The organism is Sphingomonas sp. AP28 (assembly GCF_056680455.1).
Window position 1 is genome coordinate 2,566,505 of sequence record NZ_CM155283.1, and the last position, 26,194, is coordinate 2,592,698.

Below are 26,194 nucleotides of genomic sequence, written 5' to 3' on the forward strand. Positions count from 1 at the left end.
GACAGGGCAGGGCAGTGTCAATCGCCACTCCTCGTTCCCCCGCGAAGGCGGGGGCCCAGGATCACAAACGACACCGCCCGAGATCCTGGACCCCCGCCTCCGCGGGGGAACACCAAGAAGGCTCGCACTCCATGTCACGTCACCTTATATGCGCCGCCATGACCGAGATCACCGTCGCCGCGCTTCAGCTGGGCTTCACGCCCAACATCGACCGCAACATCGCCAACGTGTCGCGCCTCGTCCACGAGGCCGCCGCGAAGGGCGCGCAGGTGATCCTGCCGCCCGAGCTGTTCGAGGGCGAGTATTTCTGCCGCGTCGAGGACGAGGGCCTCTTCGCCAACGCCGCCCCCGTCGGCGAGCACAAGGCGGTGCTCGCGATGCAGGCGCTCGCCGAAGCGCTCAAGGTCACCATCCCGACCAGCTTCTTCGAGGCGGACGGCCCGCATCATTACAACAGCCTCGCGATGGTCGGCCCCGACGGCAACGTCCAGGGCGTCTACCGCAAGAGCCACATCCCCGACGGCCCCGGCTACGAGGAGAAGTTCTACTTCCGCCCCGGCAACACCGGCTTCAAGGTCTGGCCGCATCCCGCCGGCAAACTTGGCGTCGGCGTCTGTTGGGACCAATGGTATCCGGAGACCGCCCGCGCGATGATGCTGATGGGTGCGGAAGTGCTGTTCTATCCCACCGCGATCGGCAGCGAGCCGCACGACACCTCGCTCGACACCGCAAGGCTGTGGCGCCGCGCCATGGTCGGCCACGCCGTCAGCAACGTCGTGCCGATCGTCGCCGCCAACCGCGTCGGCGTCGAGCACGGCCAGACCTTCTACGGCACCAGCTTCATCGCCGATGAGCGCGGCGACATCCTCGCCGAGCTAGGACGCGACGACGAAGGCGTGATCACCGCGACGATCGACCTCGACATCGTCAAGCGCCACCGCGCCGCCTTCGGCTTCTTCCGCGACCGCCGCCCCGACCTGTACGGAAGGCTGGTCCAGGACATCTGACGACCTAATCCTCCCCTGAAAGGGGAGGTGGCAGCGCGCAGTAATGACGGAGAAGTGATGCGCTCTCGATAGGGCAGGATAACGATCTGACCGCTTTCGGGGAGGTTGGTGCGACAGCGGAATGGCTCGAAAGGAGGAGTCAGCATCGCGATCGGACATCGACATTTTTCGTCACTCGCGGCAGGCTACCGTGATGAAAGTAGCAATCTGCATACCATGCCATGGCGATACGAAAGCTGATTTCACATTTTCGTTATCGCGCTTGGTTGCCTACAGTGTCCGGCACGATCCGGCCCTTGAGATTGAGACTTTAATTGCTCGAAGCTCAATTCTGGTACAGTCTCGCACTCGATTGTTCGAGTGGTCGAGGGAATGGGGGGCGGACTATGTTTTGTGGCTAGATTCTGACCATAGTTTCCCACCACAGGCGCTATTACGGTTATTGAATCATCAACTTTCCATTGTCGGGGCTAACTATCCACGTAGAAGCAAGGACCTCATTCCTGTTGCAGTGAAAAAGGACCCAGGCGGAAAATGGAATCTGGTCGATACAAACGCTAACAAAGTATCAAGCGATCAGGTGGAAGCGGTAGATCGTATTGGCTTCGGATTCCTCCTGATGAATGTGGGGGCGGTGGTTCAAGCACTTGGCGATCCCCTCTATCCGATCTTTGAAACTACATCCTTGCCTAATGGCGAATTCGTAGGAGAGGACGCACTATTCTGTGATCGAATGCGAACGGGCAATTTGGAGATATATGTAGATCATATGTTGTCGTCTAAAGTTGGCCACATCAGCGAGGAGGTTCTCCTCTTCAAGGATTGACCGATACCATGCCATCGCGACGAACTGGCGGCGGGTTCGGCGTAGCAACAGGTTGTCGAGCGGCAAGGAAGGGGGCGGCGGCCCCCTGAACATGACCGAAACCCGGAAACGCTGCGATCGCGCGCCGTGCGCGCTCCGACAGCACTAGAGCCGCGACCAACTGTTCGGACTAACGAACGGCAGCAATCGGGAATTCGATATAGACCCGGAACGCCGACTATAGGCGTAAGCGGGATGGCCGGGATGTGCAGGATTGCAGACGGTCTGCTTTCGGGGACTCCTTTGAGAAAACCGGCACTGCATACTCTACCAATTATTGGCTGTTTAGATCAACGAACGGTCCAGATCAGCTTTAATGTTGGTTTAGAATGGCGATCGAGACGCCCGCGTCGATAGGCCCGCCGATGAGGAAATCGCCTTCAACGATCTTTGGTGCCGATACGGGCTGCAAGCCGCTGCCACTGCTCGCGCGTCCTACATTCGACGCGCCCCGTCTTGCGGCGGGTCAGACATTCACGCCGATCTTTGGAGAAGTCGGTTAACGAACGACCATCCTGACGCGATCGAAACTGATAATAATCTCCGGCCGCGTTAAGTTGCGCAGTTGTCGGATATGGCATGGACCGGGGAACTTGCGACGACGCCGGCCAACTCATCAACGCAACGGCACCTAACAGGACGCTGTACTTCATCAGAGTTCCTCCAAATCGTTGACCACAGGCAGCTTTTGCAGCGTTATCAGCCATTCTTCTCGTCTAACGCGATTAGTAGGTCCGCAAGCTGCCGCCTACGGGACGCTGCATACGCCGGGTCCTTTGTGCGAATGTCGTCATCATCGGCCCAATAGCTAAGACCGTACCACGCCTTGCGCTCCGCGCCGCGCAGGCGAACCGGCTCGGTGATTGCCGCTTTAAGCTCATCGTTGGTCACATCGCCGTTGTCGATGACGCGCCGAAGGGTGAAGAGCAGGAAGGTGCGGTCATCGCTCACATCGGTAGACTGCAACAGCAACTCTCATCGCGCAGTGTCCGCGCGCAACCTCCCCTTGCAGGGGAGGATCGGATTAGAACCACGCCAGCCCCGCCAACGCGGCCCCCACCAGCGCAGCCGCACCCGCAACCCACAGCAACCACCGCCGCCCGGTCAGTGCGGTGATCGACGCCAACGCGATCGCCACCTGGATCGCGGTCACCGCCAGCGCCAGCTTCGTATGCGGCCGCAGCGCCTCGTCCGACTCCCCATCCGCCGCCGCCGAGCGCCGATCGAGCGTCTCCGCCTCCCGCTTCAACGCCGTCCCCCGCGCCTTGTACCGCGCGATATCCGCCCGGTGCGCCGCCATCCGAGCCGCATCGAACCCAGGCGGCGCGAGGTCGACCTCCATCTCCGCGATATGCCGCTTCAGGTCCTCCGCCTGGTAATAGCCCCACGCATCGGACGCCTGCGCCTTGATCAGCACCGCCTCGTTCTTGTGCAGCAGCGCCTCGTTCTGCGTATGCCCGCCGAGGAAGCTGGTCACCGCCGCCAGCGTCGCCAGGATCGCGGTGAACAAAGCGATCCGCTGGTCGAATGCCTCACCCTTGGCGGCGCGCTCTTCCGACAGTTGCTCATGCAACCCGCGCACTTCGAAATCATCGTCCATGCTGGTCGCTCTGGCCCTCCGCGCGTGACTGGACCCTGATGATCGAGTGACATATTCGTCAGCGCGCCATGATCCGCCCCCGCTCGATACTGCTCGCTCTCACCCTGCTCGCCGGCTGCGCGACGCCGTCCGTGAAGACCATGCCGCCGAGCGATCACTTCAACGGGACGCGCTTCTTCAACCCCGACGGCATGCAGGGCAGCACCGGCGAGCAGAAGCAGGGCCCGGTTGCGCTGCTCCGTAATCTCGTAAAGCCCCCCTATCGGAGCTGGCCCGAAGTCCCCGTAACCCCGACGCGGCCCCCGGCCCGGGTCGAGGGCCAGAGGATGCGCGTCACCTGGATCGGCCATTCGACCGTGCTGGTGCAGACGCAAGGACTCAACATCCTGACCGATCCGATGTGGCTCGAGCGCTCGTCCCCGGTCCAGTTCGTCGGCGTGAAGCGCGTCCGCGAACCCGGCGTGCGTCTCGCGGACCTGCCGAAGATCGACCTGATCCTGCTTAGCCACGATCACCGCGACCACCTCGACATGCGTGCGATGCGAACGCTCTGGCACCGCGACAAACCACTGATCGTCACGGGCCTCGGCAACGACCAGATCCTCGCGCGCAGCGGCGTCCATGCGGTCGCGCGCGACTGGGGCGGGCGGGTGACGTTGCGCCCCGGAATCGACGTGATCGTCGACCGCGCGCACCACTGGAGCGAATACGACCCCGGCGATCGCGACAAGACGTTATGGGCGGGCTTCACCGTGACGCTGCCCGGTGGGAACCTGTATTTCGCGGGCGACACCGGCCCGGGCGACATGCACTGGGCAACCGAAGCGCGCGCAGCCGGCCCGGTCCGCCTCGCGATCCTGCCGATCGGCGCGTTTCATTTTGCGGGGCACGAGACCGACAACCATATCGGCCCGGACCAGGCGGTGACCGCGTTCGAACAGCTCGGCGCGGCCTATGCGATCGGCGTCCACTGGGGCACGTTCGAACTGACGTCAGAGGGTATCAACGAACCGCCCGAGCATCTCCGCGCCGCGCTGATCCGCGAACGCATCCCCGCCAACCGCTTCCGCACGCCAGAGGCCGGCGAGGCCTGGGTGGTCGAGTAGTCGTCCAACTCCCCTCCCTGGAAGGGAGGGGCAGGGGGTGGGTAGGTCCGCTCGAGCCGCAACCGATCCGCGATCCGGACACCGACCCACCCCAACCCCTCCCTTCCAGGGAGGGGAGCAAAGACCGCCGCTCAAACTGCCCCGCGTAACTCCAGCGCCCGCTTGAACACCGCGTCGAACATCTCCGCCGTCAGCATGCCCGTATTCACGTTGTACCGCGAGCAATGGAAGCTATCGATCAGCACGCGGCCATCGGGCATCACATGCTCCGCCCCATGCGCGAACCGCGCCTTGGGCAGCCGCCCACCCAGCATCTTTACCGCAGACTGATGCGCGATATGCCCCAGCGCCACGAAAACGCGCGCGCTTGGCACCGCATCCGCCTGCGTCTCGAGGAACGGCCGGCAGGTGCGGATTTCCTCCGGCGTCGGCTTGTTCTCGGGCGGCAGGCACTTCACCGCGTTGAGGATGATCGCGCCGTCCAATGCCAGCCCGTCCTCGGCTTTGGCGCCATACGTCCCGGTCGCAAGCCCGAACCGCCCGAGCGTCTCGTACAGGAACTGCCCCGAATAATCGCCGGTGAACGCGCGGCCCGTGCGGTTCGCGCCATGCTTGCCAGGCGCCAGGCCGATGATGCCGAGCCACGCGGCCGGATCGCCGAACGCGGGGACGGGCGCGTTCCACCACGTCGGGAACTCGGTCCGCAATTGCTCGCGCACCGCGACGAGCCGCGGGCAGAGCGGACAGTCATGCGACGGCTCGGTCTCGGGCAGCGCGGAGACCGGCGCGAAGACGGTGGTGACGTCGACGTCGCTGGTCTCTTCGACGGTTTCGGGAAGCTCGGAGGTGTAAGGTGTGGAATCCATGGTATTGCGCTAGGCGGACCAAATGTCGCCTGCAACCCCGCACCCGATGATCGCGCAGGCCGCAACCACCTACGCGATCGCGCTAGGCTCCAACCGGCGCGGCCGTCACGGCAGCCCCGAGCACGAGATCGCCGCCGCGTTGGAAGCCCTCGGCACCGTCGTCGCACGCTCGCCGACCGTCGCCAGCGCACCGCTAGGCCCCTCGAACCGCCGCTACGCCAACGCCGTCGCCCTGATCGAAACGCAGGAGGATCCCGCCGCGCTGCTGATCCGCCTCAAACGGATCGAGCGCGCGTTCGGCCGACGTCCCGGCCGCCGCTGGGGCAGCCGCGTGATCGACCTCGACATCCTCCTCTGGGCCCGCGGCGCATGGTCGTCCCCCGGCCTCACCGTTCCCCACGCCGCCTTCCGCACCCGCAGCTTCGTGCTCGGCCCCCTCGCAGGGCTGATCCCGAGGTGGCGCGATCCGTTGACCGGGCGAACGATACGGCAATTGGCGCAATCGGTTGACCGAAAGCGGCCACGCGATTAGGTGCGCGGTCCACGATGGCGGGGGTCCGTAGCTCAGTTGGTAGAGCAAGCGACTTTTAATCGAGAGGTCCCGGGTTCGAGCCCCGGCGGACCCACCATCGATGCCTCGGGCGTTGCAGCGCCCGAAACTGGCAAGCGGCGGCACGTGCCCGCGGTTCTCGCCGGTGCGTCGGTCGCTGCCGTTGGGCTCGGCCTCATTCTTCTCGTCGGTCTCGCGGTCGATCACTGGCCGTTTGCGTTCGACCGGTCGATCATCCTCGGCTTGCGCGCGTGGGGCGGGCCGTCATGGCTGCCCAAGGTCGCCGCCGACGTCACCGCGCTCGGCGGCGGCATCGTCCTGACCATCGTCGTGGTGGTCGCCGCCGGCCTGCTGATCGTCCAGCGCCTCTGGCTGACCGCCGCCGCCATGGTCGCGGCCAGCGTCACCAGCAATATCGTGGTCGAACTCGTCAAGCTGCAGGTTGCACGCCCGCGCCCCGACATCGTCGCGCACCTCGTCACCGTCACGCATATGAGTTTCCCGAGCGGGCATTCCGCAAACAGCGCGATCGTCTATCTCACGCTCGCCGGCCTCGCCTCGCAGGTGACGCAGGATCGCGGGACGCGAGCCTATCTGCTCGTGGTCGCCATCCTGCTGGTCGGCGCGATCGGCTGCAGCCGCGTCTATCTCGGCGTCCACTGGCCCAGCGACGTACTGGCCGGGTGGAGCTTCGGCACTCTCTGGGCGCTGGCCTGGTGGCTGGCGACCGCTCGCGTGCGCACCTCAATCGGCGGCGAGCGCTAGCACCGACTTCGCCGCCTTCAGATGCGGTGCGTCGACCATCCTGCCATCCATCTGCAACGCACCCGCGCCCGGGTTCGCCGCGAACAGGTCGACGATCGCCTGCGCCTTGGCGCGCTCTTCGGCCGACGGCGTGAAGGCAGCTTTGATCACCGCGACCTGGCTCGGATGGATCGCCATCATCCCCGTAAACCCGTCACGCCGACCCCGTGCTGCATAAGCGGCGAGTCCGTCCAGATCGCGGAAATCGGGATAGACCGTCTCGATCGCAGGAACCCCCGCCGCATGCGCGCCGAACAGAGTCAGCGACCGGGCAAGCTGGTACGGCGCGGTGTATGACCCATCAGCCTCGCGCGACGTCGCCGCACCGATCGCCGCGGGCAGGTCCTCCGCCCCCCAGGTCAGCCCGGCCAGCCGCTGCGTCACGCCGCCATAGCTGCCGAGCGCGAAGATTGCCGCCGACGTCTCGGTCGCGATCGGCAGGATCGCGATGTCGCCGCTCAGCCGAGCATCGAGCGCGGCGAGCGAGGTCGCGCCCTCGGCTTTGGGCAGCATGATCCCATCGGGCATGCCGGGGAGGACCGCTGCGAGATCGTCGTCCGCCAGCCCCGAGTCGAGCGGGTTGATTCGCACGAACAGCGGCATTGTCCGAGGCTCGGCAAGGAACGCCGCGACGTGTTCGCGTGCCGTGACCTTGGCGCCCGGCGCGACCGAATCCTCCAGGTCAAGGATCAGCGCATCCGCCCCCAGCCCGAGCGCCTTGACCATCCGCTCGGGCCGATCGCCCGGCACGAACAGCAGCGAGCGGAGTCTCACCGGCCCTTCTCCGCCAGCGCCCGCTCCCACGCCAGCGCATCGCGGACGATTCCGTCGAGATCTGCGTGCCGCGGCGTCCAGTCGAGCCGCTCCAGGATCGCGCTGTTGTCCGAGATCAGCATCGCCGGATCGCCCGCGCGACGCCCTTCGAGCCTGCGCTCGATCGTCCGGTTGGTGATCTTGTCGACCGCATCGAGCACGTCGAGCACCGAGAAACCCTTGCCGTACCCCGCGTTGAGCGTGTGGCTCTTGGCCGGCTCCGCGATCAGCACCTCGAGCGCAGCGACATGCGCGGCGGCGAGGTCGGTGACGTGGATATAGTCACGCACGCCGGTGCCGTCGGGCGTGTCGAAGTCGGTGCCGTAGACGCCGACATGGCCGCGCTTGCCGGTGGCCGCCTCGACCGCGATCTTGATCAGGTGAGTCGCACCGACCGTCGACTGCCCGCTGCGCCCCTGCGGATCGGCGCCGGCGACGTTGAAATATCGCAGCGCCGCGTAGTTCATCGGGTGCGCCGCGGCGACATCGCGCAGCATCGCCTCGGTCATCAGCTTCGACATGCCGTACGGGTTGATCGGCACGGTCGGATCACCCTCCGCCACCGGCACCTTCTCGGGCGTGCCATAGGTCGCCGCGGTCGACGAGAAGATGAAATGGGCCACGCCCTCGACCACCGCGCTCTCGATTAGCGCACGGCTGGCGGCGGTGTTGTTGCGGTAATATTTGAGCGGATCGCTGACTGACTCGGGCACCACGACCGACCCCGCGAAATGCATGATCGCCTTGACGTTATGCTCGCGGATAGCAGCGCGAACCTTGGCATCGTCGGCGACGTTCGCCTCGACCAGCGCCGCGCGGCGGTCGACCGCCCAGTCGAACCCGGTGACGAGGTTGTCGACCACGACGACGTCGTATCCCGCGTCCAACAGCGCCAATACCGCATGGCTGCCGATATACCCGGCGCCGCCCGTGACCATAACCTTACCGTTGAGCTTTGGACCGTCGATCATGCGTGTCTCCTCTTTGTTGCGGGGTAGCGACTTCCTATCTTGGGAGAAAGGAGATCGTGATGACGGATTATGTAACGCTCGCCGGCGGCTGCTTCTGGTGCACCGAGGCGGTGTTCAAGGACGTGATCGGCGTGGAAAGCGCCGAGAGCGGCTATATCGGCGGGCACGTGCCCAACCCGACCTACAAACAGGTCTGCGGCGGCGACACCGGGCATGCCGAGGCGATCCGGATCGGCTTCGACCCGGAGCAATTGAAGCTCGCGGACCTGCTCGACATCTTCTTCGCGACGCACGACGCGACGACGCTGAACCGGCAGGGCAACGACGTCGGCACGCAGTATCGCTCGGCGATGTTCCCCGCGGACGACGCGCAGAAGGCCGAGATGGAGGCGGCGCTCGAACGGGCACAGGCGGATTCGCCCAAGCCGATCGTCACGACCATCGAGCCGATGGACACGTGGTACGAGGCCGAGGGCTATCACCAGGATTACTGGGAAACGTCCGGCCGCTCGAACCCCTATTGCATGGCGGTGATTCCCCCGAAGCTGCAGAAGCTTCGCAAGAGCTTCGCCGCACGGTCCAAGGCGGCGGTGAGCGCGTAAGACAGAATGGGTTCACGCGAAGGCGCGCTGGCGCAGAGATGATGAGCTTAGGTATGCCCGTCCCGGCTTGTCGAAATACTTAAACTTCTTCGCGCCTTTGCGTCTTCGCGTGACCCACTCTTCTTTCAACGATGTGCGGCACGGCGAAGGCGGTCGTTGATCGCTTCGCCGATACCGTCGCGAGGTATCGGCGCGATAGCGATCTTCGGGCGGTCGTTCGCATCGGCCGCGTGGAGCAGGTCGAACAGCTTGGCGGCGGCCTCCATAAGATCGCCAGATGCAGAGAGCGTCACGTTGCCCGTCACTTCGCCAAACCCGATTAGCCACTCACCCGACCCGGCCTCGGTCGCATTCAACCGGAGCGGCTTGTTCGGCGCATAATGGCTCTCAAGCTGCCCCGGCGCAGTCACCCCACTCCCCCCCGGCGAAGGCCGGGGCCCAGTTGGGGGACGGTGATGATGCAGGTCGTGCCCAGTTACATCCGACGTTCCAATTGGGCCCCGGCCTCCGCCGGGGGGGGGGGGCTCTAAGTACTGCCGAACAGCTTCCGCCGTAACCGGCCCCGGCCGCAACACCGCCCGCCCCGACACGATCGTCGACTCCAACCCAGCCTCCGTCGCCCCGTCGTCGATAATCAACGGAACGTTTCCCCCCAAACTCCCCGCAACATGCGCGGCGGTAGTTGGTGAAATCCCCCCGCTCGCATTGGCCGAAGGCGCCGCCAACGGCCGCTCAGACGCGGCGATCAACCCCTGCATAGCCCGATGCCGCGGCACGCGAACCGCGATCGTATCCAATCCCGCCGTCACCAGCGAAGCGATCCCCGAATCCCCCCGCACCGGCAGCACCAGCGTCAAAGGCCCCGGCCAGAACGCCGCCGCCAGCGCCCGGGCATCCGCATCGAACATCGCAATGCGCTCCGCCGCCGCCAGATCCGCCACGTGCACGATCAACGGATTGAAACTTGGCCGCCCCTTCGCGGCATAAATCCGCGCCACCGCTTCAGCATTGGTTGCATCCGCGGCGAGCCCGTACACCGTCTCGGTCGGCACGGCGACGATGCATCCTGCGCGAATCAGCGCGGCAGCCTGCGCCAGCGCGGCCGTTCCGTAGCGGCGGATTTGTGGGTGTGGACGCGCCATTTCCGAGGCGTATAGCGGGTCCAAACCGTAGCGATAAGAGGATGCGATGGCCTTCACTCCAGCAACCACCGAACAGCGTTTCGTGCTCGACCATGTCGTGCGGATCGGCGAACTCGCGAACACCGAACGCTATGCCGCCGCCAGCGACGATGTCGTCGACGCGGTCCTCGAAGGCGTGGGGCAATTGGCGTCGGGCGAATGGGCCCCGCTCAACCGTACCGGCGACACCGTCGGCGCAAAGTGGACCCCCGACGGCGTGGTCATGCCCGACGGCTTCGCGCAGGCGTACAAGGATTACGTCGAGGGCGGCTGGGGCGGAATCGGCGTCGAGGAGGAATGGGGCGGGCAGGGCCTGCCGTTCGCGATCCAGACCGCGGTGCTCGACACGCTCGGCTCGGCCAACATGGGTTTTGCGCTCTGCCCGACGCTCACCGTCGGCGCGATCGAGGCGCTCCAGCATCACGGCTCGCCCGAGCAACAGGCGCTCTACCTCCCCCATCTCGCGACCGGCGAATGGACCGGCACGATGAACCTCACCGAGCCGCAGGCCGGCTCCGACGTCGGCGCCCTTCGCGCGACCGCCACCCCGCTCGGCGACGGTAAGTGGTCGATCAAGGGCACCAAGATCTACATCTCGTTCGGCGATCACGACATGGCGCCGAACATCGTCCACCTCGTCCTTGCGCGGACGCCAGGCGCACCGGCAGGCACGAAGGGCATCTCGCTGTTCCTAGTCCCCAAGTACCGCCTCCAAGATGACGGCACCCCGGGCGACTTCAACGACGTCCGCGTCGTCTCGATCGAGCACAAGATGGGACTCCACGCGTCCCCCACCTGCGTGCTGAGTTTCGGCGACAACGACGACTGTATCGGCGAGCTGATCGGCGCCGAACTCGGCGGCATTCGCGCGATGTTCACGATGATGAACAACGCCCGCCTCAACGTCGGCCTCCAAGGCGTCCAGGTCGCCGAGGGCGCCACCCAGGGCGCGGTCGCCTATGCGCTCGACCGCGTCCAGTCCGCCCGCGCCGGCTCGCCGAACAAGGACTCGGTCAAGATCGTCGAGCATCCCGACGTCCGCCGCATGCTGATGAGGATGAAGGCACAGACGCAGGCGGCCCGCGCACTCGTCTACTACGCGGCGGGCCAAGTCGACCGCGCCAACCTCGGCGACCGTGCCGCGCGCAACCGCCTCGAACTCGTCACGCCGCTCGCCAAGGCGCACGGCACCGATCTCGGCAACGAGGTCGCCTCGCTTGGAATCCAGGTCCACGGCGGCATGGGCTATGTCGAGGAAACCGGCGCCGCGCAGTATTTCCGCGATGCCCGCATCACGCCGATCTACGAGGGCACGAACGGCATCCAGGCGGCGGATCTGGTCGGGCGGAAACTCGGCCTCGACAACGGCGGCGCGTTCGCCGCGCTGATCGCCGACATCCGCGCGGAAGCGAAGGACGAGCGGCTCCTGGCGCTGGTCGACGCCTGCGAAGCGATCGGGCGTAAGCTCGCCACCGCGGACGCAGATGACAAGCTCGCCGCGAGCTACCCGTTCCTCACGATGCTTTCGGTCGCCACCTGTGGCTGGCTGATGGAGCGACAGGGCGAAGTTGCCGGCACCGACGACTTCGGCCGGATGAAGGCGGCAGCGGTGCGCTTCTATCTCGACCAGATCGTCCCCGAGGCAATGGGCCTCAATGCGGCCGCGAATGCCAGCGCGGCGGTGCTGTATTCGATCGAGCCGGAACTCTTCGCGGCTTGATCTAGCGCGGCACCGCCGTCCGCCCCCCGCCCCGGCGAAGGCCGGGGCCCAATTGGGGGACGGTTATGATCGACGCTGTGCCCAGTTACATCCGATGTGCCAATTGGGCCCCGGCCTCGCCGGGGGGGGGCGTAGTTTGTGGGATGGCGATACAGGCTGTCGCAGAGTGGCACCCGCACGGTCCCTCACGATCCTCCCCCGCCAGGGGGAGGTGGCACCGAAGGTGACGGAGGGGGAGGACGCGCAACGACGGTGATCCCTTACCGCCCCCTCCGTCTGGCAAGCGCCAGCCACCTCCCCCTGGCGGGGGAGGATCGCGTGGGGCGCCTCTGGTCGCAACAGCGCAAACCACGCCGGCATGCCGGACTCGTTCCGGCATCCACCGTTCCGCAGATCCGAGAAAATTGAGAATGCGGAACGGTGGACCCCGGAACAAGCCCGGGGTGACGGAACAAGCAGGGATGGCGCCCCTTTCCCGTTCGCCCTGAGCGTAGTCGAAGGGCATGTCCCAACCACTGGTGACTCGACCGCGCCTAGCACTAACGGCGGGGAGGGACGCTGCGTCACATGCAACACTAGGTCTCCGCCACTCGACGGCTCCGCGCAACGAACGGTATGGGAGGCAATAATCTCTGAAAGCCCGACCGATGTTCGACCTCGAAGCCTATCTCCTCCGTGTCGCGATGCCCGCGCGGCCCACGCTCGACTCGATCGGCCTCGGCCGCCTCCAGCACGCGCACCGTCTCGCCATCCCGTTCGAGGATCTCGACGTCGTCCTCGGCCGCGGCATCGCAATCGACAGCACATCGGTCTTCGCCAAACTCGTCACCGCCCGCCGCGGCGGCTATTGCTTCGAGCATAACCGGCTCTTTTTAGATGCGCTCAAGGAACTCGGCTTCACCGCCCGCCCGTTGCTGGCCCGCGTGTGGATAGCCGCCACCGACGTACCGCCGCTCACGCACACCTTCGCGCTGGTGACGATCGACGGCCAGGACTGGATCGCCGACACCGGCTTCGGCGGCAGCTACACGCCCGTCCTCCCGCTCGCCGACGGTGCCGAGGCAACCGCCCCCGACGGCGCACGCTTCCGCCTCGAAGCCACCGAACAAGGCTGGATGCTGCTCCGCGACGGCGATCCGATGACCACCGACGGTCGCGGCGAGACGGGAGGATTCCAGCCGCAATACAGCTTCACCCTCGCGCAAGTGTTCGACGCGGATCTCGCACTGTCGAACCACTGGACCTCGACCGCCCCCGCCAGCCGCTTCACCCAAACGCCGATCGCCAGCATCGTCCTGCCGAACGGCTTCGCGTCGCTGATCGGGCGCAACTACCGCCGGCGCTCGGGGACTGATACGACGGTCGGCGAGATCACAGACCCGCGCGTGTACCGCATCCGCATGAGCCTGTTGTTCGGGATCGACCTGAGCGTCGAGGACGTCGCGGCGCTGGGGTTGTTCTGAAGCAGCACCCCCCCCCCGGCGAAGGCCGGGGTCCAGCTGGGAAACGCTGGTCGTTAAGGACAGCGCTTCGTTACCTCGACCTTGCCAACTGGACCCCGGCCTCCGCCGGGGAGGTACTGATGCTTGATGATGTCAGGACCAAAAGTCCGAAATCAGACCCGCTCGCGCTCCAGCAGATCATGCGCATCCAACCCCAACAGGTCGATATGCCCCAGGATCCGCGGCCACTGAGTCGTCACGAAATTCTCGCGCTCCGCCACCCGCAGCGCCTCCGCCGCACCCGGCATCACGAACATCCCGACCCCGCGGCGAACCTCGACATAGCCATCGTCCTGAAAGCTCTGATACGCCTTGGCGACCGTCAGCGGGTTGGCCCCCTGCTCGGCGGCAAACGCGCGCACCGACGGCAGCTGATCGCCCGCACGATAGTCGCCGCGCAAAATCCCCGCAGCGATCGTGCTGCGGAGGCGGATATATACGGGGCTGTCGTCGCTGCTGAGCGCTGTCATGCTGTTCTAATACAGCAATCTGGCGGAAAGTCGAGGCTCAGGATTCCCAATGGCTTACGAGCCGTGCCATATCCGGGCGAGGCCGTTCGTCGAGCGCGCGCGACGGCGTGCCGATGAACATGAACCCGGCGATCCGCTCCGCCGCGGAGCCGAACGCATCGCGCACCAGGTCCGAATAGGCGGGCCATCCCGTCAGCCAGCCGCCCGCAAACCCCTTCGCATGCACCGCATGAAGCAGGTTCATGCACGCCGCCCCCGCCGAAAGCTCCTGTTCCCAAAGCGGAATCTTGCTCTCCTTCGGCGACGACAGCACGACCACCAGGGTCGGCGCCTGGTGCGCGAACTGGTCGAGCGACTCGAGTTCGGTACGCGACGCCGAGGGCCGTTCCGCGAGGTACGCATCCGTAATCAGCGTCGATAGCGCCACGCGGTGCTCCTCGCCGACCACCACGAACCGCCACGGCGCGAGCTTGCCGTGATCGGGCGTCCGTGCCGCGATCTCGAGGATCGTCGCCAGCTGGTAGGAATCGGGGCCGGGCGCGATCAGGTCGCGCGGCTTTCCCGAGCGACGGGTGGCGAGCAGCGAGAGCGGCGTGGAGCGATCGTTGAGCATGTCCCGAAAGATAAGCCCTGATGTGCGATATTTACAGGCCGAGCTTTGCCGCTAGGTTGCGCGCCATAACGGCCCCGCGTTCGACGGCGGCCAAGACGAGTATCAGGGAGCGTAAGAATGGTGGACACCCCGACCGCGGATACCCCGCGAGAGCCGGATATCACCCATATCAACCCGGCCTCCGGCGAAACCTGGTTCGGGCATCCCCGCCAGCTCGCGCGGCTGTTCACCACCGAAGCGTGGGAGCGGTTCGGCTATTACGGCATGCGCGCGCTGCTCACGCTGTACCTCACCAAGCATTTCGTGTTCGGCGACCGCGAGGCGACCGGGCTCTACGGCGGCTACACCGCGCTGGTGTATCTGACGCCGCTGGTCGGCGGCTATCTCGCCGATCAGTATCTCGGCTCCAAGCGTGCCGTAAAATTCGGCGCGATCATCATGGCGCTCGGCTATCTGCTGCTCTGCTTCGGCGGCGAGACCGCCAAGCCCTACGCGACGATCGCCAACCAGCGTTACGCGATCGAAGTCGTCGATCAAGCCGACAGCGAAGTCCGCTATCTGGTGGACGGCGCGAACAAGCTGAAGATCAAGGGCAACGACGACGGCACCGTCTCGCTGCTCGCCCCCGACGGCTCGACCGCACGCACGGTGGAGAAGGGCGGCTTCGAATCCGGCGCCGAACGCAGCAGCTTCTACGTCACGATCATGTTGCTCGCGCTCTGCATGATCTCGGTCGGCAACGGCTTCTTCAAGCCCAACATCTCGACGATGGTCGGCGAACTCTACGCACAGGGCGACAAGCGCCGCGATGCCGGGTTCACGATCTTCTACATGGGAATCAACCTCGGCTCGCTGTTCTCGCAGCTGCTCTGCCCGTTCCTCGCGGTCGCGGTCGGCTGGTGGGCAGGCTTCGGCCTCGCCGCGATCGGCATGCTCGCCTCGTGGACGCTGATCCAGTTCGATGGCGGCAAGCTCGACGGCTACGGCGAGCCCCCGGTCCGCACCGGACCCGATCGTGCGCTCGGCATCTACGCGCTGGCGTTGCTCGGCATCCCGATCTTCTACCTGCTGTTCGTCAATCTCATGAACGCCGTGCCGCCGGTGCCGGGCTCCGGGATCGTCGGCTACATCGCCTCGCTGTCGCTGATGGGCAAATTGCTGTTCGGCACGTTCCTGATCGCGGTGCCCGGCATCCTGATCTGGTCGTTCGTCAACGGCGAGCGTCGCGAGTTCCAGATGATGCTCGCGGCGATGGTGCTGATCGTGTTCAACGTCGTGTTCTGGACGCTGTTCGAGCAGGCCGGCTCGTCGCTGACGCTGTTCGCGGATCGCAACACCGACCTCAGCGTGTTCGGCCTTTTCAGCATCTCGGCCGGCCAGACGCAGTTCTTCAACGCGTTCTTCATCGTCGCGCTGGCGCCGGTGATGTCGATCCTGTGGACCAAGCTCGCCGCCAAGGGCCTGGAACCGTCGATCCCCGTCAAGTTCGGCATCGCGCTGATCGGCGTGGGCGTCGGCTTCCTGTTCCTCGTCTGGGGCGCAAGCATGGTCGGGCCTTCGTTCAAGGTCGCGATCTGGTGGCTCGCCGGGCTGTATTTCATCCACTCGTTCGCCGAGCTCTGCATCTCGCCGGTCGGCCTCAGCATGATCACCAAGCTCTCGATCGCGCGCGTCGTCGGGCTGATGATGGGCGTGTGGTTCCTGTCGATCTCGGTCGCGCAATATGTCGCCGGCGTCGTTGCGCAGGTCGCGAGCGTCGAGACGGTCGGCGGGCAGGTGACCAATCTGAAGGTCAGCCTGGATACCTATGCCGGCGTGTTCTGGACCATCGGCCTGGTCTCGGCCGGGATCGGCGTCGTGTTGCTGCTGATCTCGCCGCTGATCAAGAAGTGGATGCACGGCGTTCAGTAGGACTTCGCAAATCCTCCCCCGCCAGGGGGAGGTGGCTGGCGCTTGCCAGACGGAGGGGGAGGAAAGGTAACCTCTGTTCCGTGTCCTCCCCCTCCGTCACCTTCGGTGCCACCTCCCCCTGGCGGGGGAGGATTGGCGTTCTCAGATCCGCGTCATCGACAGCGCCTTCTCGCCATACCGCGGCCCGGCAGTCCCACCCCTCGGCGCCGCGGCATCCAGCTTCGCCAGATCGTCCGCCGACAGCGTGATATCCGCCGCCTTCATGCTGTCCTCCAGCGTAACCCGGCGCTTCGACCCCGGGATCGGCACGATGTCGTCCCCCTGCGCCAGCAACCACGCGAGCGCCACCTGCGCAGGCGAAGCCCCATGCGCATCGGCAATCGACTTCACCACCGCGACCATTTCCATGTTCTTGGCAAAGTTCTCCTCCGAGTACCGCGGATCGTTCCGCCGATAGTCACCCTCAGGCAGGTCCGACCGCGCGGTAATCTGCCCCGTCAAAAACCCGCGCCCCAGCGGCGAATATGGCACGAACCCGATCCCCAGCTCGCGACACAGCGGCAGGATCGCGTCCTCCACGTCGCGCTCCCAAAGCGAATACTCACTCTGCAACGCCGCGATCGGATGCGTCGCCGCAGCCCGCCGGATCGTATCGAGCCCAGCCTCCGACAGCCCGAGATGCCGCACCTTGCCCTCGCGAACGAGGTCGCCCATCGCGCCGACCGTATCCTCGATCGGCACGCCCGGATCGACGCGGTGCTGGTACAGCAGGTCGATCGTCTCAACCCCCAGCCGCTTCAGCGATCCCTCGCACGCCCGGCGCACATTGGCCGGCGTGGAGTCGACCCCCGTCATCCCGTTCTTGTCGTAGCGGAAGCCGAACTTGGTCGCGATCACGACGCCGTCGCGCTTGCCGCGGATCGCCTTGCCGATCAGTTCCTCATTGACCAGCGGGCCGTAAATCTCGGCGGTGTCGAACAGCGTCACGCCCAGCTCGATCGCGCGGTGGATCGTCGCGATGCTCTCGTCGGCGTTCGCCTCGCCGTACATGCCCTTGCCGATGCCGGCCATCGGCATGCAGCCTAAGCCCAGCGCGGAAACCTCGAAATCAGGGCCGAGCGTGCGATACTTCACGAGTGTTCTCCTGAGCGCCGACGTGATCGGACCGCGCTGCAACGGAGATGGTAACGGCGGTATCCATCGTCACGTTCCCGACGGTCCGAAACAGGTCGGGTATGGTCTCGACCGCGATGAGCAGACCCAGCACCTCGAGCGGGATGCCCATCGCCAGCGCCACCGGCGCGACCGAGGCGACGAAGCTGATCGTGCCCGGTAGCGAGATCGACCCCATCGTCGTGATCGCCGCGGTCGCAACGCCTGCCGCCATCTGCCCCGGCCCGATCGGCAGCCCGAGCCAGTGCGCGACGTACAGCGCGACGGCCAGGTTCATCGCCGGGCTGGTCGCGCGGAACACCGCGACCGACAGCGGCAGGACGATCCCGGCGGTGGCGGGCGACGCGCCGAGATCGGTCGAGGCCTTCAGCATCGCCGGCAGCGAGGCGAGCGACGACTGCGTGCTGATCGCCACCGCCTGCGCCGGCGCGACCGCACGCGCGAACCGACCGAAGCCGACCCGCCCGCCGATCATCCCGATCGGATAGGCGGACAGCAGGACGATGAAGCCGATCGCGGAGACGCAGACGATATAGTGCAGGAGTGCCCCGAAGGCCGCCGTACCGGTGCGCGCACCGACCCCGTAGGCGAGCGCGAAGATGCCGATCGGCGCCAGCTTCAGCACCCATGTGATGATGATCAGCAACGCATCGACCACCGCCTGGAAGAAGCCGGTCAGCACGCGGCGACGATCGTCGGGCAGCTTCGTCACGGCAAACGCGAACGCCAGCGCGAAGACGGTGAGCGGCAGGAACGAGTCGCTGGAGGCTGCGGCAACGATGTTGGTCGGCACGATCGTGTCGAAGAACGCGCCTATCCCCGGTACCGGCCCGACCGGCGCGGCGCCCGTCAATGCGGCGCGCAGTGCAGTGGCGAGCCCGGCAGGCAGCGGGAACGCGTCGAGGATCAGCGGCGTGACCAGCGCGGACATGATCGTCGTGCTCCACAGGATGACGACGATCATCACCATCGCGCGCACGGTGATCCGCCCGGCGCGCGCCGCCTCGGTGGTCGCGCCGATCCCGGTCACGAGCAGCCCGACGACCAGCGGCACGATCACCATCTGCAAGCCGTGCAGCCACGCCGATCCGATCGGCTGCGTCACCGCGGTCGCTGCGATCGCGTTCGCGGGCGACCAGGCGGCGGCGGCGATGCCGATTGCGATGCCACCGATAAGCGCTGCGAGAATGCGTGTAGTCTGCGACATGCTCGCCCTTCGTGATGTACCGCGCTATCAAACGCGTCGGACACCGATACGGAACGGACGCGTAACCAATGGCAAGAAAATACTTCGGCACCGACGGCATACGTGGCGCAACCAACGTCTCGCCGATGACGGCAGCGATGGCGATGAAGGTCGGCATGGCGGCCGGCGCCTATTTCCTGCGCGGCGATCATCGCCACCGCGTCGTGATCGGCAAGGACACGCGCCTGTCGGGCTACATGCTCGAATCCGCGCTGGTCGCGGGCTTCACCAGCGTCGGCATGGACGTCGTCATGGTCGGGCCGATGCCGACGCCCGCGGTGGCGATGCTCACCCAGTCGATGCGCGCGGATATCGGCGTGATGATCTCCGCCAGCCACAATCCGTATGCGGACAACGGTATCAAGCTGTTTGGACCCGACGGCTACAAGCTGTCGGACGAAGCGGAAGAGGCGATCGAAGCCTTGATCGACGGCGACATTCCGCTCGTGCCGTCGAGCCAGATCGGCCGCGCACGGCGCATCGACGACGCGCAGGGGCGGTACATCCACTTCGCCAAGTCGACCTTTCCCGAGAACCTGCGTCTCGACGGCATGCGCGTCGTGATCGATTGCGCGAATGGGGCAGCGTACAAGGTCGCGCCATCCGCCTTGTGGGAACTGGGGGCGGACATCGTCGCGATCGGCGTCACGCCCAACGGCACCAACATCAACGACGGCGTCGGCTCGACCGCACCGCAGACGCTCGCGGAGACGGTGGTCGCCAGCGGTGCGGACATCGGCATCGCGCTCGACGGCGATGCGGACCGGCTGATCGTCGTCGACGAGACCGGCACGATCGTCGACGGCGACCAACTGATGGCGACGATAGCGGCAAGCTGGGCGCGGCAGGGACGGCTGGCCGGCGGTGGCCTCGTCGCGACGGTGATGTCGAACCTCGGGCTGGAACGCCACCTCTCCGCCCAAGGCCTGGGCCTCGTCCGGACCAAGGTCGGCGATCGCCACGTCCTCGAGAAGATGCGCTCCAGCGGCTATAATGTCGGCGGCGAGCAGTCTGGCCACATCATCCTGTCCGACTATGCGACGACCGGCGATGGCCTTGTCGCGGCGCTGCAGATCCTGGCGGAGGTCAAGCGTTCGGGCGCATCGGCGAGCGAAGTGCTGCACCGGTTCGAGCCGTTGCCACAGTTGCTGAAGAACGTCCGCTTCGCCGGCGGCAAGCCGCTCGACGACGACTCGGTGAAGGCCGTCATCGCGCAGGCCGAGGCCGAACTCGCCGGCAACGGACGCCTGGTCATCCGCCCCTCGGGCACCGAGCCGGTGATTCGCGTGATGGCGGAAGGTGACGATCCCGCACAGGTCGAGCGTGTCGTCGACCGCATCTGCGACGCCGTCCGGAAAGCCGCCGCCTGATGCTCGAGATGCGCCCCGTCTGCGAACGCTGCACCACCGACCTTCCCGCCGACGCGCCGGGCGCATTCATCTGCTCGTTCGAATGCACTTTCTGCGCGGAATGCGCCGACGCGCTCGACGAGCGGTGTCCCAACTGCGGCGGCGAATTGCTCGACCGCCCGACGAGGTTGGGCGCTGCGCCGCCGCTAAAGCCGGCCGGCGCGCGTCGGCACTAGGCGCGGTTCGGGTAAGCAACACATCGCACCTTATTGCCACCCCAACCCCTTCTACCACCCCGGCGGAGGCCGGGGCCCAGTTGGAAAGGTCCAGGTAACAGATCGCAGTCCGCGGTTAGCAACGTCTCCCAACTGGGCCCCGGCCTCCGCCGGGGTGTTTGCAGGCCCCCTGTCCTACATCCGACCGATCATGCCATAGCCAACCCCATGACCGCCAACCGCGCCAACCCCAGTCCGGCATCCCGATTGCAGCCCCACCTCAGGCAAAGTGCAGACCCACGCCAGCGTCTGCAATTCGTGCACTTCGCCCCGATCTGGGACACTTTATGACAGCGCGGGTTCTCATAATAGCCGGCTCAGACTCGGGCGGTGGCGCAGGAATTCAGGCGGATATCAAGACCGTCACGATGCTGGGCGGCCACGCGATGACCGCCGTCACCGCGATCACCGCACAGAACACGCTAGCCGTGCAGGCGGTCCACCAGATCCCCACCGACATCGTCCTCGCGCAGATAGACTCCGTCGTTTCGGACATCGGCGTCGACGCAGTGAAGATCGGCATGATCGGCTCCGCGGAAACGGCGCATGCGGTCGCTGCATATCTAGAGCGTCTTTCCCCCCTCCCTGAAAGGGAGGGGCCGGGGGTGGGTAGGCCGCTGGGTGAGCGCGACACCAGCCCCAAGCCAACCCACCCCCAACCCCTCCCTTCCAGGGAGGGGGGCAGACTTCCCATCATCTTCGACCCGGTGATGATCGCCACCTCCGGCTCCGTCCTCGCAGACCGCGACACCATAGCCGCCTTCACTCGCCTCGTGCGGGTCGCCACGCTCGTAACCCCCAACCTCCCCGAACTGGCAGCCCTCGGCGGCGAGCAAGCAATCCGCGCACTAGGCCCCGCAGTCCTCATAAAAGGCGGCCACGCCGAAGGCCCCCACGTCACCGACCGCCTCGTCACCGACACCGACGAAACCTGCTGGACCAATCCCCGCATCGAAACCCGCCACGCCCACGGCACGGGCTGCACCCTAGCTAGCGGGATCGCGACGGGGCTTGCCCAGGGCATGACGCTCGACGGCGCAATAGATCGAGCTATCGCGTTCGTCCGAGCCGCGCTTGCAGCCGCTCCAGGTATCGGCCAAGGGCACGGCCCGATGGGCCACGGGCTCGACACTATCCCCTTTTACGACCTGCTTGCGGCAATGGACTCCAACGGCTGGGATGCGCAGGCTTTTGCCGCGCGATGGAGCTAAAATGCCCGGCATGAAACACGAAAAGCTCTGCGTCGGCCCCGTCGCCGGCGTCGACGAAGCCGGCCGCGGTCCGCTCGCGGGGCCAGTCGTAGCCGCCGCGGTGATCCTCCCCGCAAAAGGCGTACCCCGCGGCATCGACGATTCGAAAAAGCTCTCCGCCTCCGAGCGCGAACGGCTCTGCGCCCGCCTCAAAGGTTGCGCGATCGTCGGCATCGGCATCGTCCAGCCGGAAGAGATCGACACGCTCAACATCTACTGGGCGACGATGAAGGCGATGACGCTCGCGGTCGACGCGCTGGCGGTCGAGCTCGGCCAAGCTCCCGGTCACGTTCTGGTCGACGGCAACCGCTTGCCCCGCTGGACCTACCCCGCCACGCCGCTCGTCGGCGGCGACGCGAAGTCGCTGTCGATCGCCGCCGCCTCGATCGTCGCCAAGCACACGCGCGACCTCATCATGATCGCCGCGGCGGACGTGCATCCCGAATATAACTGGCATTCGAACAAGGGCTATGGCTGCGCGCACCACATGAAGGCGCTCCGCGATCACGGGCCCACGCCGATTCACCGCCGCAGTTTCGCACCGGTCGCCGCCGCCTATCTCGCCCGCGAGGGACTTTTCGCACAGGAAACGACGAGCTGAGTCTTTCGCGCCACACCCCAAGGGCTTGAGCCGCGAGTCTCCCACGACTCAACATCTGGGCAACGAAGACTCGTTTGGTAGCAGCCGCGGATTCTCGCGAAAACGCCGTTAACGAATGTTTGCTTGACGGAGTCGGACAATTCCGCCGCTATGGGCGTCGACAAGGGGCGGAAAACATGGGTTTGATCGACACGATCGCACGGCCGCGTGCGAAAAAGGCAGTGGAGCCGACGGTCCAGCCGGTCCTCCCGCTCGACCAGATCCTGCGCGGCGACTGCATCGAGCACATGAAGGCGCTCCCGTCGAACTCGATCGACATGATCTTCGCCGACCCGCCCTACAACCTCCAGCTCGGCGGCGAACTCTATCGCCCCGACGGCAGCCACGTCGACGCGGTCACCGACGACTGGGATAAGTTCGACACCTTCGCCGCCTATGACCGCTTCACCCGCGCCTGGCTCAAGGAAGCACGTCGCATCCTCAAGGACGACGGCGCGCTCTGGGTCATCGGCAGCTACCACAACATCTTCCGTGTCGGCGCGGCGGTGCAGGATCTCGGCTACTGGATCCTCAACGACATCGTATGGCGCAAGACCAACCCGATGCCGAACTTCCGCGGCACGCGCTTCACCAACGCGCACGAGACGCTGATCTGGGCGTCGAAGGGAGAGAAGGCGAAGTATCACTTCAACTACCGCGCGATGAAGACGCTCAACGACGAGCTTCAGATGCGCAGCGACTGGGAATTCCCGACCTGCGGCGGCGCCGAGCGGCTGAAGAAGAACGGTACCAAGGTGCATCCGACGCAGAAGCCCGAGGCACTGCTCTACCGCATCCTGCTGGCGTGCACGAAGCCGGGCGACGTCGTGCTCGATCCGTTCTTCGGCACCGGTACCACCGGCGCGGTGGCCAAGCGCCTCGGCCGCAGCTGGATCGGCATCGACCGCGAAGGCGACTACATCGAGGCCGCGCAGGAGCGCATCGAGGCCGCGCTGCCGCTCGACGAATCGGCGCTCGCCACGATGATGAGCCCGCGCACGCAGCCCAAGGTCGCGTTCGGCGTGCTGGTCGAGAACGCGTATCTCGCTCCCGGCGCGGTGCTGACCGACTCTAAGCGGCGGTGGCGCGCGACGATCCGCGCGGATGGCTCGCTGCTCAGCGACTGCGGCACGATCGGCTCGATCCACAAGCTCGGCTCGACCCTCCAGAACGCCCCCGCCTGCAACGGCTGGAGCTTCTGGCATTACGAGAGCGACAAGGGGCTCAAGCCGATCAACGATCTTCGGCAGACCTATCTGCTGGCGAACACGATCTGAACAACACCGGGTAGCCCTGCATTGTTCTCCCGCGAAGGCGGGAGCCCAGTCTGGGTCCCCGCCTCCGCGGGGAAACAAATCGCGCTTGGCCGGGAAAGCGAACGATCTTATCCGACACGCCCCGCTGACGGAGTAGATCGATGACCCTCCACCTCCGCCCCGTCCAGTTCGTCGACACTCCGATAGGCCACGAAGACGGCAGCGTCGCGCGCCTGGCGGGCGGCCTGCAATGGTTCGCCGCCTACGAAGTCATTGAAGGCCGCGCCCGCCGCACGATCCCCGTAGCCGAAGTCGCAACGCTGGGCGAGCGCGCCGCGCACCTCCACGCCGCCATCACCAGCCCCCGCGCCGCACTCCAACTCGGCGAACGCACGCTGCGCTTCGACCAGCCGATCGTCGCGGGCATCCTCAACGTCACCCCCGACAGCTTCTCCGACGGCGGCAAGCATGTCGACGACCCCGCCGCCGCCGCCGCCGCCGGGATCGACATGGCCGCAGCCGGCGCGACGCTGGTCGACGTCGGCGGCGAATCCACCCGCCCCGGTGCCGCCGCGATATGGGAGGGCGACGAGATCGCCCGCCTCGTCCCCGTCGTCGAACGCCTCGCGAGGGCCGGCGCGATCGTCTCGGTAGATACCCGCAAGGCCGCCGTCATGGAAGCCACGCTCGCCGCCGGCGCGCACATCGTCAACGACGTCGCCGCGCTCCTCTGGGATGACCGCGCACTTGATGTGGTCGCAAATAGCGGCTGCCCGGTCGTGCTGATGCACTCGCCCGACCCTAAGAAAGGTGGCCACGGCAACGGTGGCTACACCAACGTTCTGACGGACGTCTTCGACTGGTTGGAAGCTCGCATCGCCGCGGTAGTCGCCGGTGGCGTCGACCGGTCGCAGATCATGGTCGATCCCGGCATCGGCTTCGGTAAGACGCTCGCCGAGAACCTCGCGCTGCTCAACGGTCTGGCGATCTTCCACGGGCTCGGCTGCCCGATCATGCTCGGCGCCAGCCGCAAGCGTCTGATCGGCGCGCTCTCGAACGAAGCGCCGGTCGACCAGCGCCTCGCCGGTTCGCTCGCGCTGGCACTCAAGGGCGCCGAGGCCGGCGTCCAAATCCTGCGCGTCCACGACGTTGCAGAAACCGTCCAGGCGCTGAAGATCTGGCGCGGACTACGCGATCAGTCGCTCGTTGGCGGCTAAGCGGGGCGGCTGATCGTCGCTGCATTGCAGCGAAACGTCTCTTCGCGCATTAAACGCCCAGTAAACAAGGGAGCTTTCGTTTGATCGTCACCGCAACACCACGCCTCAGTCAAATCTTGAGCGAGGTCTGGCGCCCGCTGCTGGGTCTTTTCGTCTGGGACGTCGTCGTCACGATCACCTATTACGTCCTGCCGTTTCATGCGCCGGCCCTGCCTTTGACGCTGTTCGGCACCGCGCTGGCGCTGTTCCTCGGCTTCCGCGACAACTCCGCGTATCAGCGCTGGTGGGAAAGCCGCGGGCTGTGGGGCCTGATGATCAATGCCTCGCGCAATTTGGCGCGAATGGCGCGCAACATGCTGCCCGAGCCCGAGGGCCATGATATGAAGCGGACGATCGTCCTCCGCCAGATCGCGTATGTGAATGCGTTGCGCTGCCAGTTGCGCAAGCAGCCAGCGCCCCCCGAAGTGTTGCGCTTCCTGTCGAAGGAAGAGGCGTCGTTCGCGCTCGATCGCACCAATATAGCCAACGGCCTGCTCGACGGCACCGGCCGCCGAATCGATATAGCGCGCCGCAACGGCTGGATCGACACCATCCAGCAGACGCAGTTCGAGGCGATCCTCGTCGATATCGCCAACGCGCAGGGTGGCATGGAGCGTATCAAGAACACGCCTCTGCCAAACCAGTATCGCTTTTTCCCCAGCATCTTCACGCGGCTGTTCTGCATCCTGCTGCCGATCGGTCTGGTCGAGACGCTTGGGTTTGCGACGCCGATCGGCTCGACGATTGCCGGGTTGATGTTCCTCGCCGTGCTCCAGATCGGCGACGATCTGGTCGATCCGTTCGCGGACACGATCCACGACGTCCCGCTGAACGCAATGTGCCGAACGATCGAGATCGACCTGCTTCAGGCGATCGGCGACGAGGCGCCGGAGCCGTTGCAGCCGGTCCGTGGCGTGCTGTGGTAGGAAAGACAGGGGTCGGCGCTATTGAGCGTCGACCTCCTCTACATGACGGCTGCCCCACTGGGCACGTTGAGGAAGTTAAGGCCGGATCACGCAAAGTCCGTTCCGGACAGTCGTAGAGCGAAACACACCGCCGACTTCAGTGCGTGACCCCGTGGGTGTTCCTGGGACGATCCGCCCGTACGCAGCTATCCTGTAATCGGGAAGAGATCGAACGGTCTTGCCGGTGAATCTTCGGACAGGCG

27 protein-coding genes and 1 tRNA gene are annotated in these 26,194 nt (G+C 65.9%); 17 read left to right on the plus strand and 11 right to left on the minus strand.

Annotated features, from left to right (window positions below):
• Positions 1-158: 158 nt before the first annotated feature.
• Positions 159-1,007 (plus strand): N-carbamoylputrescine amidase, encoded by an 849-nt coding sequence (gene aguB, locus AC1MH0_RS11785; protein ID WP_480962928.1) that lies wholly within the window; start codon positions 159-161, stop codon positions 1,005-1,007.
• Positions 1,008-1,200: 193 nt separating this feature from the next.
• Entirely contained in the window at positions 1,201-1,833 is a 633-nt protein-coding gene (locus AC1MH0_RS11790; RefSeq protein ID WP_480962929.1) for a hypothetical protein, read from the plus strand.
• A 419-nt stretch (positions 1,834-2,252) separates the two neighbouring features.
• On the opposite strand, the gene AC1MH0_RS11795 is transcribed toward AC1MH0_RS11790, so the two are convergent.
• From AC1MH0_RS11795 to AC1MH0_RS11805, 3 genes are read right to left on the minus strand one after another with little or no spacing between them, the layout of a single operon-like run.
• Complete coding sequence (locus AC1MH0_RS11795) at positions 2,253-2,525, minus strand: hypothetical protein (protein ID WP_480962930.1); 273 nt, start codon at positions 2,523-2,525, stop codon at positions 2,253-2,255.
• 46 nt (positions 2,526-2,571) lie between these two features.
• Entirely contained in the window at positions 2,572-2,838 is a 267-nt protein-coding gene (locus AC1MH0_RS11800; RefSeq protein ID WP_480962931.1) for a hypothetical protein, read from the minus strand.
• A gap of 58 nt (positions 2,839-2,896) precedes the next feature.
• Positions 2,897-3,472, minus strand: coding sequence for a DUF4337 domain-containing protein (locus tag AC1MH0_RS11805; protein WP_480962932.1), 576 nt, complete (start codon positions 3,470-3,472; stop codon positions 2,897-2,899).
• Positions 3,473-3,540: 68 nt separating this feature from the next.
• Here AC1MH0_RS11805 and AC1MH0_RS11810 point away from each other — a divergent pair, with 68 nt between their 5' ends.
• Positions 3,541-4,578: an MBL fold metallo-hydrolase gene (locus AC1MH0_RS11810; protein WP_480962933.1), complete on the plus strand. Its 1,038-nt coding sequence runs from the start codon at positions 3,541-3,543 to the stop codon at positions 4,576-4,578.
• Positions 4,579-4,709: 131 nt separating this feature from the next.
• Here the strand turns inward: AC1MH0_RS11810 and AC1MH0_RS11815 are convergent, their stop codons facing one another.
• Positions 4,710-5,444 (minus strand): uracil-DNA glycosylase, encoded by a 735-nt coding sequence (locus AC1MH0_RS11815; RefSeq protein WP_480962934.1) that lies wholly within the window; start codon positions 5,442-5,444, stop codon positions 4,710-4,712.
• A 22-nt stretch (positions 5,445-5,466) separates the two neighbouring features.
• Here AC1MH0_RS11815 and folK point away from each other — a divergent pair, with 22 nt between their 5' ends.
• From folK to AC1MH0_RS11830, 3 genes are all read left to right on the plus strand, one after another.
• A complete protein-coding gene (gene folK / locus AC1MH0_RS11820; RefSeq protein WP_480962935.1) occupies positions 5,467-5,976 on the plus strand; it encodes a 2-amino-4-hydroxy-6-hydroxymethyldihydropteridine diphosphokinase in 510 nt (169 codons plus the stop codon).
• A gap of 21 nt (positions 5,977-5,997) precedes the next feature.
• A tRNA-Lys gene (locus tag AC1MH0_RS11825) sits at positions 5,998-6,073 on the plus strand.
• A gap of 47 nt (positions 6,074-6,120) precedes the next feature.
• Positions 6,121-6,759, plus strand: coding sequence for a phosphatase PAP2 family protein (locus tag AC1MH0_RS11830; protein WP_480962936.1), 639 nt, complete (start codon positions 6,121-6,123; stop codon positions 6,757-6,759).
• Here AC1MH0_RS11830 and AC1MH0_RS11835 read toward each other — a convergent pair.
• Together AC1MH0_RS11835 and galE are read right to left on the minus strand one after the other, a co-directional pair.
• Positions 6,739-7,572 (minus strand): HpcH/HpaI aldolase/citrate lyase family protein, encoded by an 834-nt coding sequence (locus tag AC1MH0_RS11835; RefSeq protein WP_480962937.1) that lies wholly within the window; start codon positions 7,570-7,572, stop codon positions 6,739-6,741. The genes AC1MH0_RS11830 and AC1MH0_RS11835 overlap by 21 nt on opposite strands.
• Positions 7,569-8,582 carry a UDP-glucose 4-epimerase GalE gene (gene galE, locus AC1MH0_RS11840; protein ID WP_480962938.1) on the minus strand — a complete coding sequence of 338 codons (1,014 nt, stop codon included), beginning with the start codon at positions 8,580-8,582 and terminating at the stop codon, positions 7,569-7,571. The genes AC1MH0_RS11835 and galE overlap by 4 nt, the downstream gene beginning before the upstream one ends.
• A gap of 59 nt (positions 8,583-8,641) precedes the next feature.
• On the opposite strand from galE, the gene msrA reads away from it, so the two are divergent.
• Complete coding sequence (msrA, locus tag AC1MH0_RS11845; protein ID WP_480962939.1) at positions 8,642-9,184, plus strand: peptide-methionine (S)-S-oxide reductase MsrA; 543 nt, start codon at positions 8,642-8,644, stop codon at positions 9,182-9,184.
• A 125-nt stretch (positions 9,185-9,309) separates the two neighbouring features.
• Here the strand turns inward: msrA and AC1MH0_RS11850 are convergent, their stop codons facing one another.
• Complete coding sequence (locus AC1MH0_RS11850) at positions 9,310-10,326, minus strand: L-threonylcarbamoyladenylate synthase (protein ID WP_480962940.1); 1,017 nt, start codon at positions 10,324-10,326, stop codon at positions 9,310-9,312.
• 46 nt (positions 10,327-10,372) lie between these two features.
• Here AC1MH0_RS11850 and AC1MH0_RS11855 point away from each other — a divergent pair, with 46 nt between their 5' ends.
• Positions 10,373-12,085 (plus strand): acyl-CoA dehydrogenase family protein, encoded by a 1,713-nt coding sequence (locus AC1MH0_RS11855; RefSeq protein WP_480962941.1) that lies wholly within the window; start codon positions 10,373-10,375, stop codon positions 12,083-12,085.
• A 647-nt stretch (positions 12,086-12,732) separates the two neighbouring features.
• Positions 12,733-13,548 (plus strand): arylamine N-acetyltransferase family protein, encoded by an 816-nt coding sequence (locus AC1MH0_RS11860; protein WP_480962942.1) that lies wholly within the window; start codon positions 12,733-12,735, stop codon positions 13,546-13,548.
• A 152-nt stretch (positions 13,549-13,700) separates the two neighbouring features.
• Here AC1MH0_RS11860 and AC1MH0_RS11865 read toward each other — a convergent pair whose 3' ends face one another.
• Both AC1MH0_RS11865 and AC1MH0_RS11870 read right to left on the minus strand, forming a co-directional pair.
• Positions 13,701-14,057: a GntR family transcriptional regulator gene (locus AC1MH0_RS11865; protein ID WP_307087825.1), complete on the minus strand. Its 357-nt coding sequence runs from the start codon at positions 14,055-14,057 to the stop codon at positions 13,701-13,703.
• A 37-nt stretch (positions 14,058-14,094) separates the two neighbouring features.
• Positions 14,095-14,670, minus strand: a complete 576-nt coding sequence (locus AC1MH0_RS11870) for a nitroreductase family protein (protein ID WP_480962943.1) — start codon at positions 14,668-14,670, stop codon at positions 14,095-14,097.
• 117 nt (positions 14,671-14,787) lie between these two features.
• On the opposite strand from AC1MH0_RS11870, the gene AC1MH0_RS11875 reads away from it, so the two are divergent.
• The gene (locus AC1MH0_RS11875) at positions 14,788-16,581 is read left to right on the plus strand and encodes a peptide MFS transporter (RefSeq protein WP_480962944.1); all 1,794 of its coding nucleotides are present in this window, start codon (positions 14,788-14,790) and stop codon (positions 16,579-16,581) included.
• Between the two features lie 141 nt (positions 16,582-16,722).
• Here the strand turns inward: AC1MH0_RS11875 and AC1MH0_RS11880 are convergent, their stop codons facing one another.
• On the minus strand, positions 16,723-17,715 hold the full coding sequence (locus tag AC1MH0_RS11880; protein ID WP_480962945.1) for an aldo/keto reductase: 993 nt from the start codon (positions 17,713-17,715) through the stop codon (positions 16,723-16,725).
• Entirely contained in the window at positions 17,690-18,961 is a 1,272-nt protein-coding gene (locus AC1MH0_RS11885; RefSeq protein WP_480962946.1) for a dicarboxylate/amino acid:cation symporter, read from the minus strand. The genes AC1MH0_RS11880 and AC1MH0_RS11885 overlap by 26 nt, the downstream gene beginning before the upstream one ends.
• A gap of 68 nt (positions 18,962-19,029) precedes the next feature.
• Here AC1MH0_RS11885 and glmM point away from each other — a divergent pair, with 68 nt between their 5' ends.
• From glmM to AC1MH0_RS11920, 7 genes are all read left to right on the plus strand, one after another.
• On the plus strand, positions 19,030-20,370 hold the full coding sequence (gene glmM, locus AC1MH0_RS11890; RefSeq protein ID WP_480962947.1) for a phosphoglucosamine mutase: 1,341 nt from the start codon (positions 19,030-19,032) through the stop codon (positions 20,368-20,370).
• Positions 20,370-20,585: a DUF1272 domain-containing protein gene (locus AC1MH0_RS11895; protein ID WP_480962948.1), complete on the plus strand. Its 216-nt coding sequence runs from the start codon at positions 20,370-20,372 to the stop codon at positions 20,583-20,585. The genes glmM and AC1MH0_RS11895 overlap by 1 nt, the downstream gene beginning before the upstream one ends.
• A 326-nt stretch (positions 20,586-20,911) precedes the next feature.
• On the plus strand, positions 20,912-21,835 hold the full coding sequence (thiD, locus tag AC1MH0_RS11900; protein WP_480962949.1) for a bifunctional hydroxymethylpyrimidine kinase/phosphomethylpyrimidine kinase: 924 nt from the start codon (positions 20,912-20,914) through the stop codon (positions 21,833-21,835).
• 1 nt (position 21,836) lies between these two features.
• Positions 21,837-22,475, plus strand: coding sequence for a ribonuclease HII (locus tag AC1MH0_RS11905; RefSeq protein WP_192238477.1), 639 nt, complete (start codon positions 21,837-21,839; stop codon positions 22,473-22,475).
• A gap of 176 nt (positions 22,476-22,651) precedes the next feature.
• Positions 22,652-23,791, plus strand: coding sequence for a DNA methyltransferase (locus AC1MH0_RS11910; protein WP_480962950.1), 1,140 nt, complete (start codon positions 22,652-22,654; stop codon positions 23,789-23,791).
• Between the two features lie 140 nt (positions 23,792-23,931).
• A complete protein-coding gene (folP, locus tag AC1MH0_RS11915; RefSeq protein ID WP_480962951.1) occupies positions 23,932-24,987 on the plus strand; it encodes a dihydropteroate synthase in 1,056 nt (351 codons plus the stop codon).
• A gap of 80 nt (positions 24,988-25,067) precedes the next feature.
• A complete protein-coding gene (locus AC1MH0_RS11920; RefSeq protein WP_056064245.1) occupies positions 25,068-25,952 on the plus strand; it encodes a bestrophin family protein in 885 nt (294 codons plus the stop codon).
• Positions 25,953-26,194 lie beyond the last annotated feature (242 nt).

Coding starts and splice junctions, on each gene's coding strand:
- AC1MH0_RS11805 (WP_480962932.1), bottom strand. CDS start 3,472: ATGGACGATGATTTCGAAGTGCGCGGGTTGCATGAGCAACTGTCGGAA.
- AC1MH0_RS11850 (WP_480962940.1), bottom strand. CDS start 10,326: ATGGCGCGTCCACACCCACAAATCCGCCGCTACGGAACGGCCGCGCTG.
- AC1MH0_RS11870 (WP_480962943.1), bottom strand. CDS start 14,670: ATGCTCAACGATCGCTCCACGCCGCTCTCGCTGCTCGCCACCCGTCGC.
- glmM (WP_480962947.1), top strand. CDS start 19,030: ATGGCAAGAAAATACTTCGGCACCGACGGCATACGTGGCGCAACCAAC.
- AC1MH0_RS11860 (WP_480962942.1), top strand. CDS start 12,733: ATGTTCGACCTCGAAGCCTATCTCCTCCGTGTCGCGATGCCCGCGCGG.
- AC1MH0_RS11815 (WP_480962934.1), bottom strand. CDS start 5,444: ATGGATTCCACACCTTACACCTCCGAGCTTCCCGAAACCGTCGAAGAG.
- AC1MH0_RS11885 (WP_480962946.1), bottom strand. CDS start 18,961: ATGTCGCAGACTACACGCATTCTCGCAGCGCTTATCGGTGGCATCGCA.
- thiD (WP_480962949.1), top strand. CDS start 20,912: ATGACAGCGCGGGTTCTCATAATAGCCGGCTCAGACTCGGGCGGTGGC.
- folP (WP_480962951.1), top strand. CDS start 23,932: ATGACCCTCCACCTCCGCCCCGTCCAGTTCGTCGACACTCCGATAGGC.
- AC1MH0_RS11905 (WP_192238477.1), top strand. CDS start 21,837: ATGCCCGGCATGAAACACGAAAAGCTCTGCGTCGGCCCCGTCGCCGGC.
- AC1MH0_RS11795 (WP_480962930.1), bottom strand. CDS start 2,525: ATGAAGTACAGCGTCCTGTTAGGTGCCGTTGCGTTGATGAGTTGGCCG.
- AC1MH0_RS11855 (WP_480962941.1), top strand. CDS start 10,373: ATGGCCTTCACTCCAGCAACCACCGAACAGCGTTTCGTGCTCGACCAT.
- AC1MH0_RS11875 (WP_480962944.1), top strand. CDS start 14,788: ATGGTGGACACCCCGACCGCGGATACCCCGCGAGAGCCGGATATCACC.
- msrA (WP_480962939.1), top strand. CDS start 8,642: ATGACGGATTATGTAACGCTCGCCGGCGGCTGCTTCTGGTGCACCGAG.
- AC1MH0_RS11895 (WP_480962948.1), top strand. CDS start 20,370: ATGCTCGAGATGCGCCCCGTCTGCGAACGCTGCACCACCGACCTTCCC.
- AC1MH0_RS11865 (WP_307087825.1), bottom strand. CDS start 14,057: ATGACAGCGCTCAGCAGCGACGACAGCCCCGTATATATCCGCCTCCGC.
- AC1MH0_RS11790 (WP_480962929.1), top strand. CDS start 1,201: ATGAAAGTAGCAATCTGCATACCATGCCATGGCGATACGAAAGCTGAT.
- aguB (WP_480962928.1), top strand. CDS start 159: ATGACCGAGATCACCGTCGCCGCGCTTCAGCTGGGCTTCACGCCCAAC.
- folK (WP_480962935.1), top strand. CDS start 5,467: ATGTCGCCTGCAACCCCGCACCCGATGATCGCGCAGGCCGCAACCACC.
- galE (WP_480962938.1), bottom strand. CDS start 8,582: ATGATCGACGGTCCAAAGCTCAACGGTAAGGTTATGGTCACGGGCGGC.
- AC1MH0_RS11910 (WP_480962950.1), top strand. CDS start 22,652: ATGGGTTTGATCGACACGATCGCACGGCCGCGTGCGAAAAAGGCAGTG.
- AC1MH0_RS11810 (WP_480962933.1), top strand. CDS start 3,541: ATGATCCGCCCCCGCTCGATACTGCTCGCTCTCACCCTGCTCGCCGGC.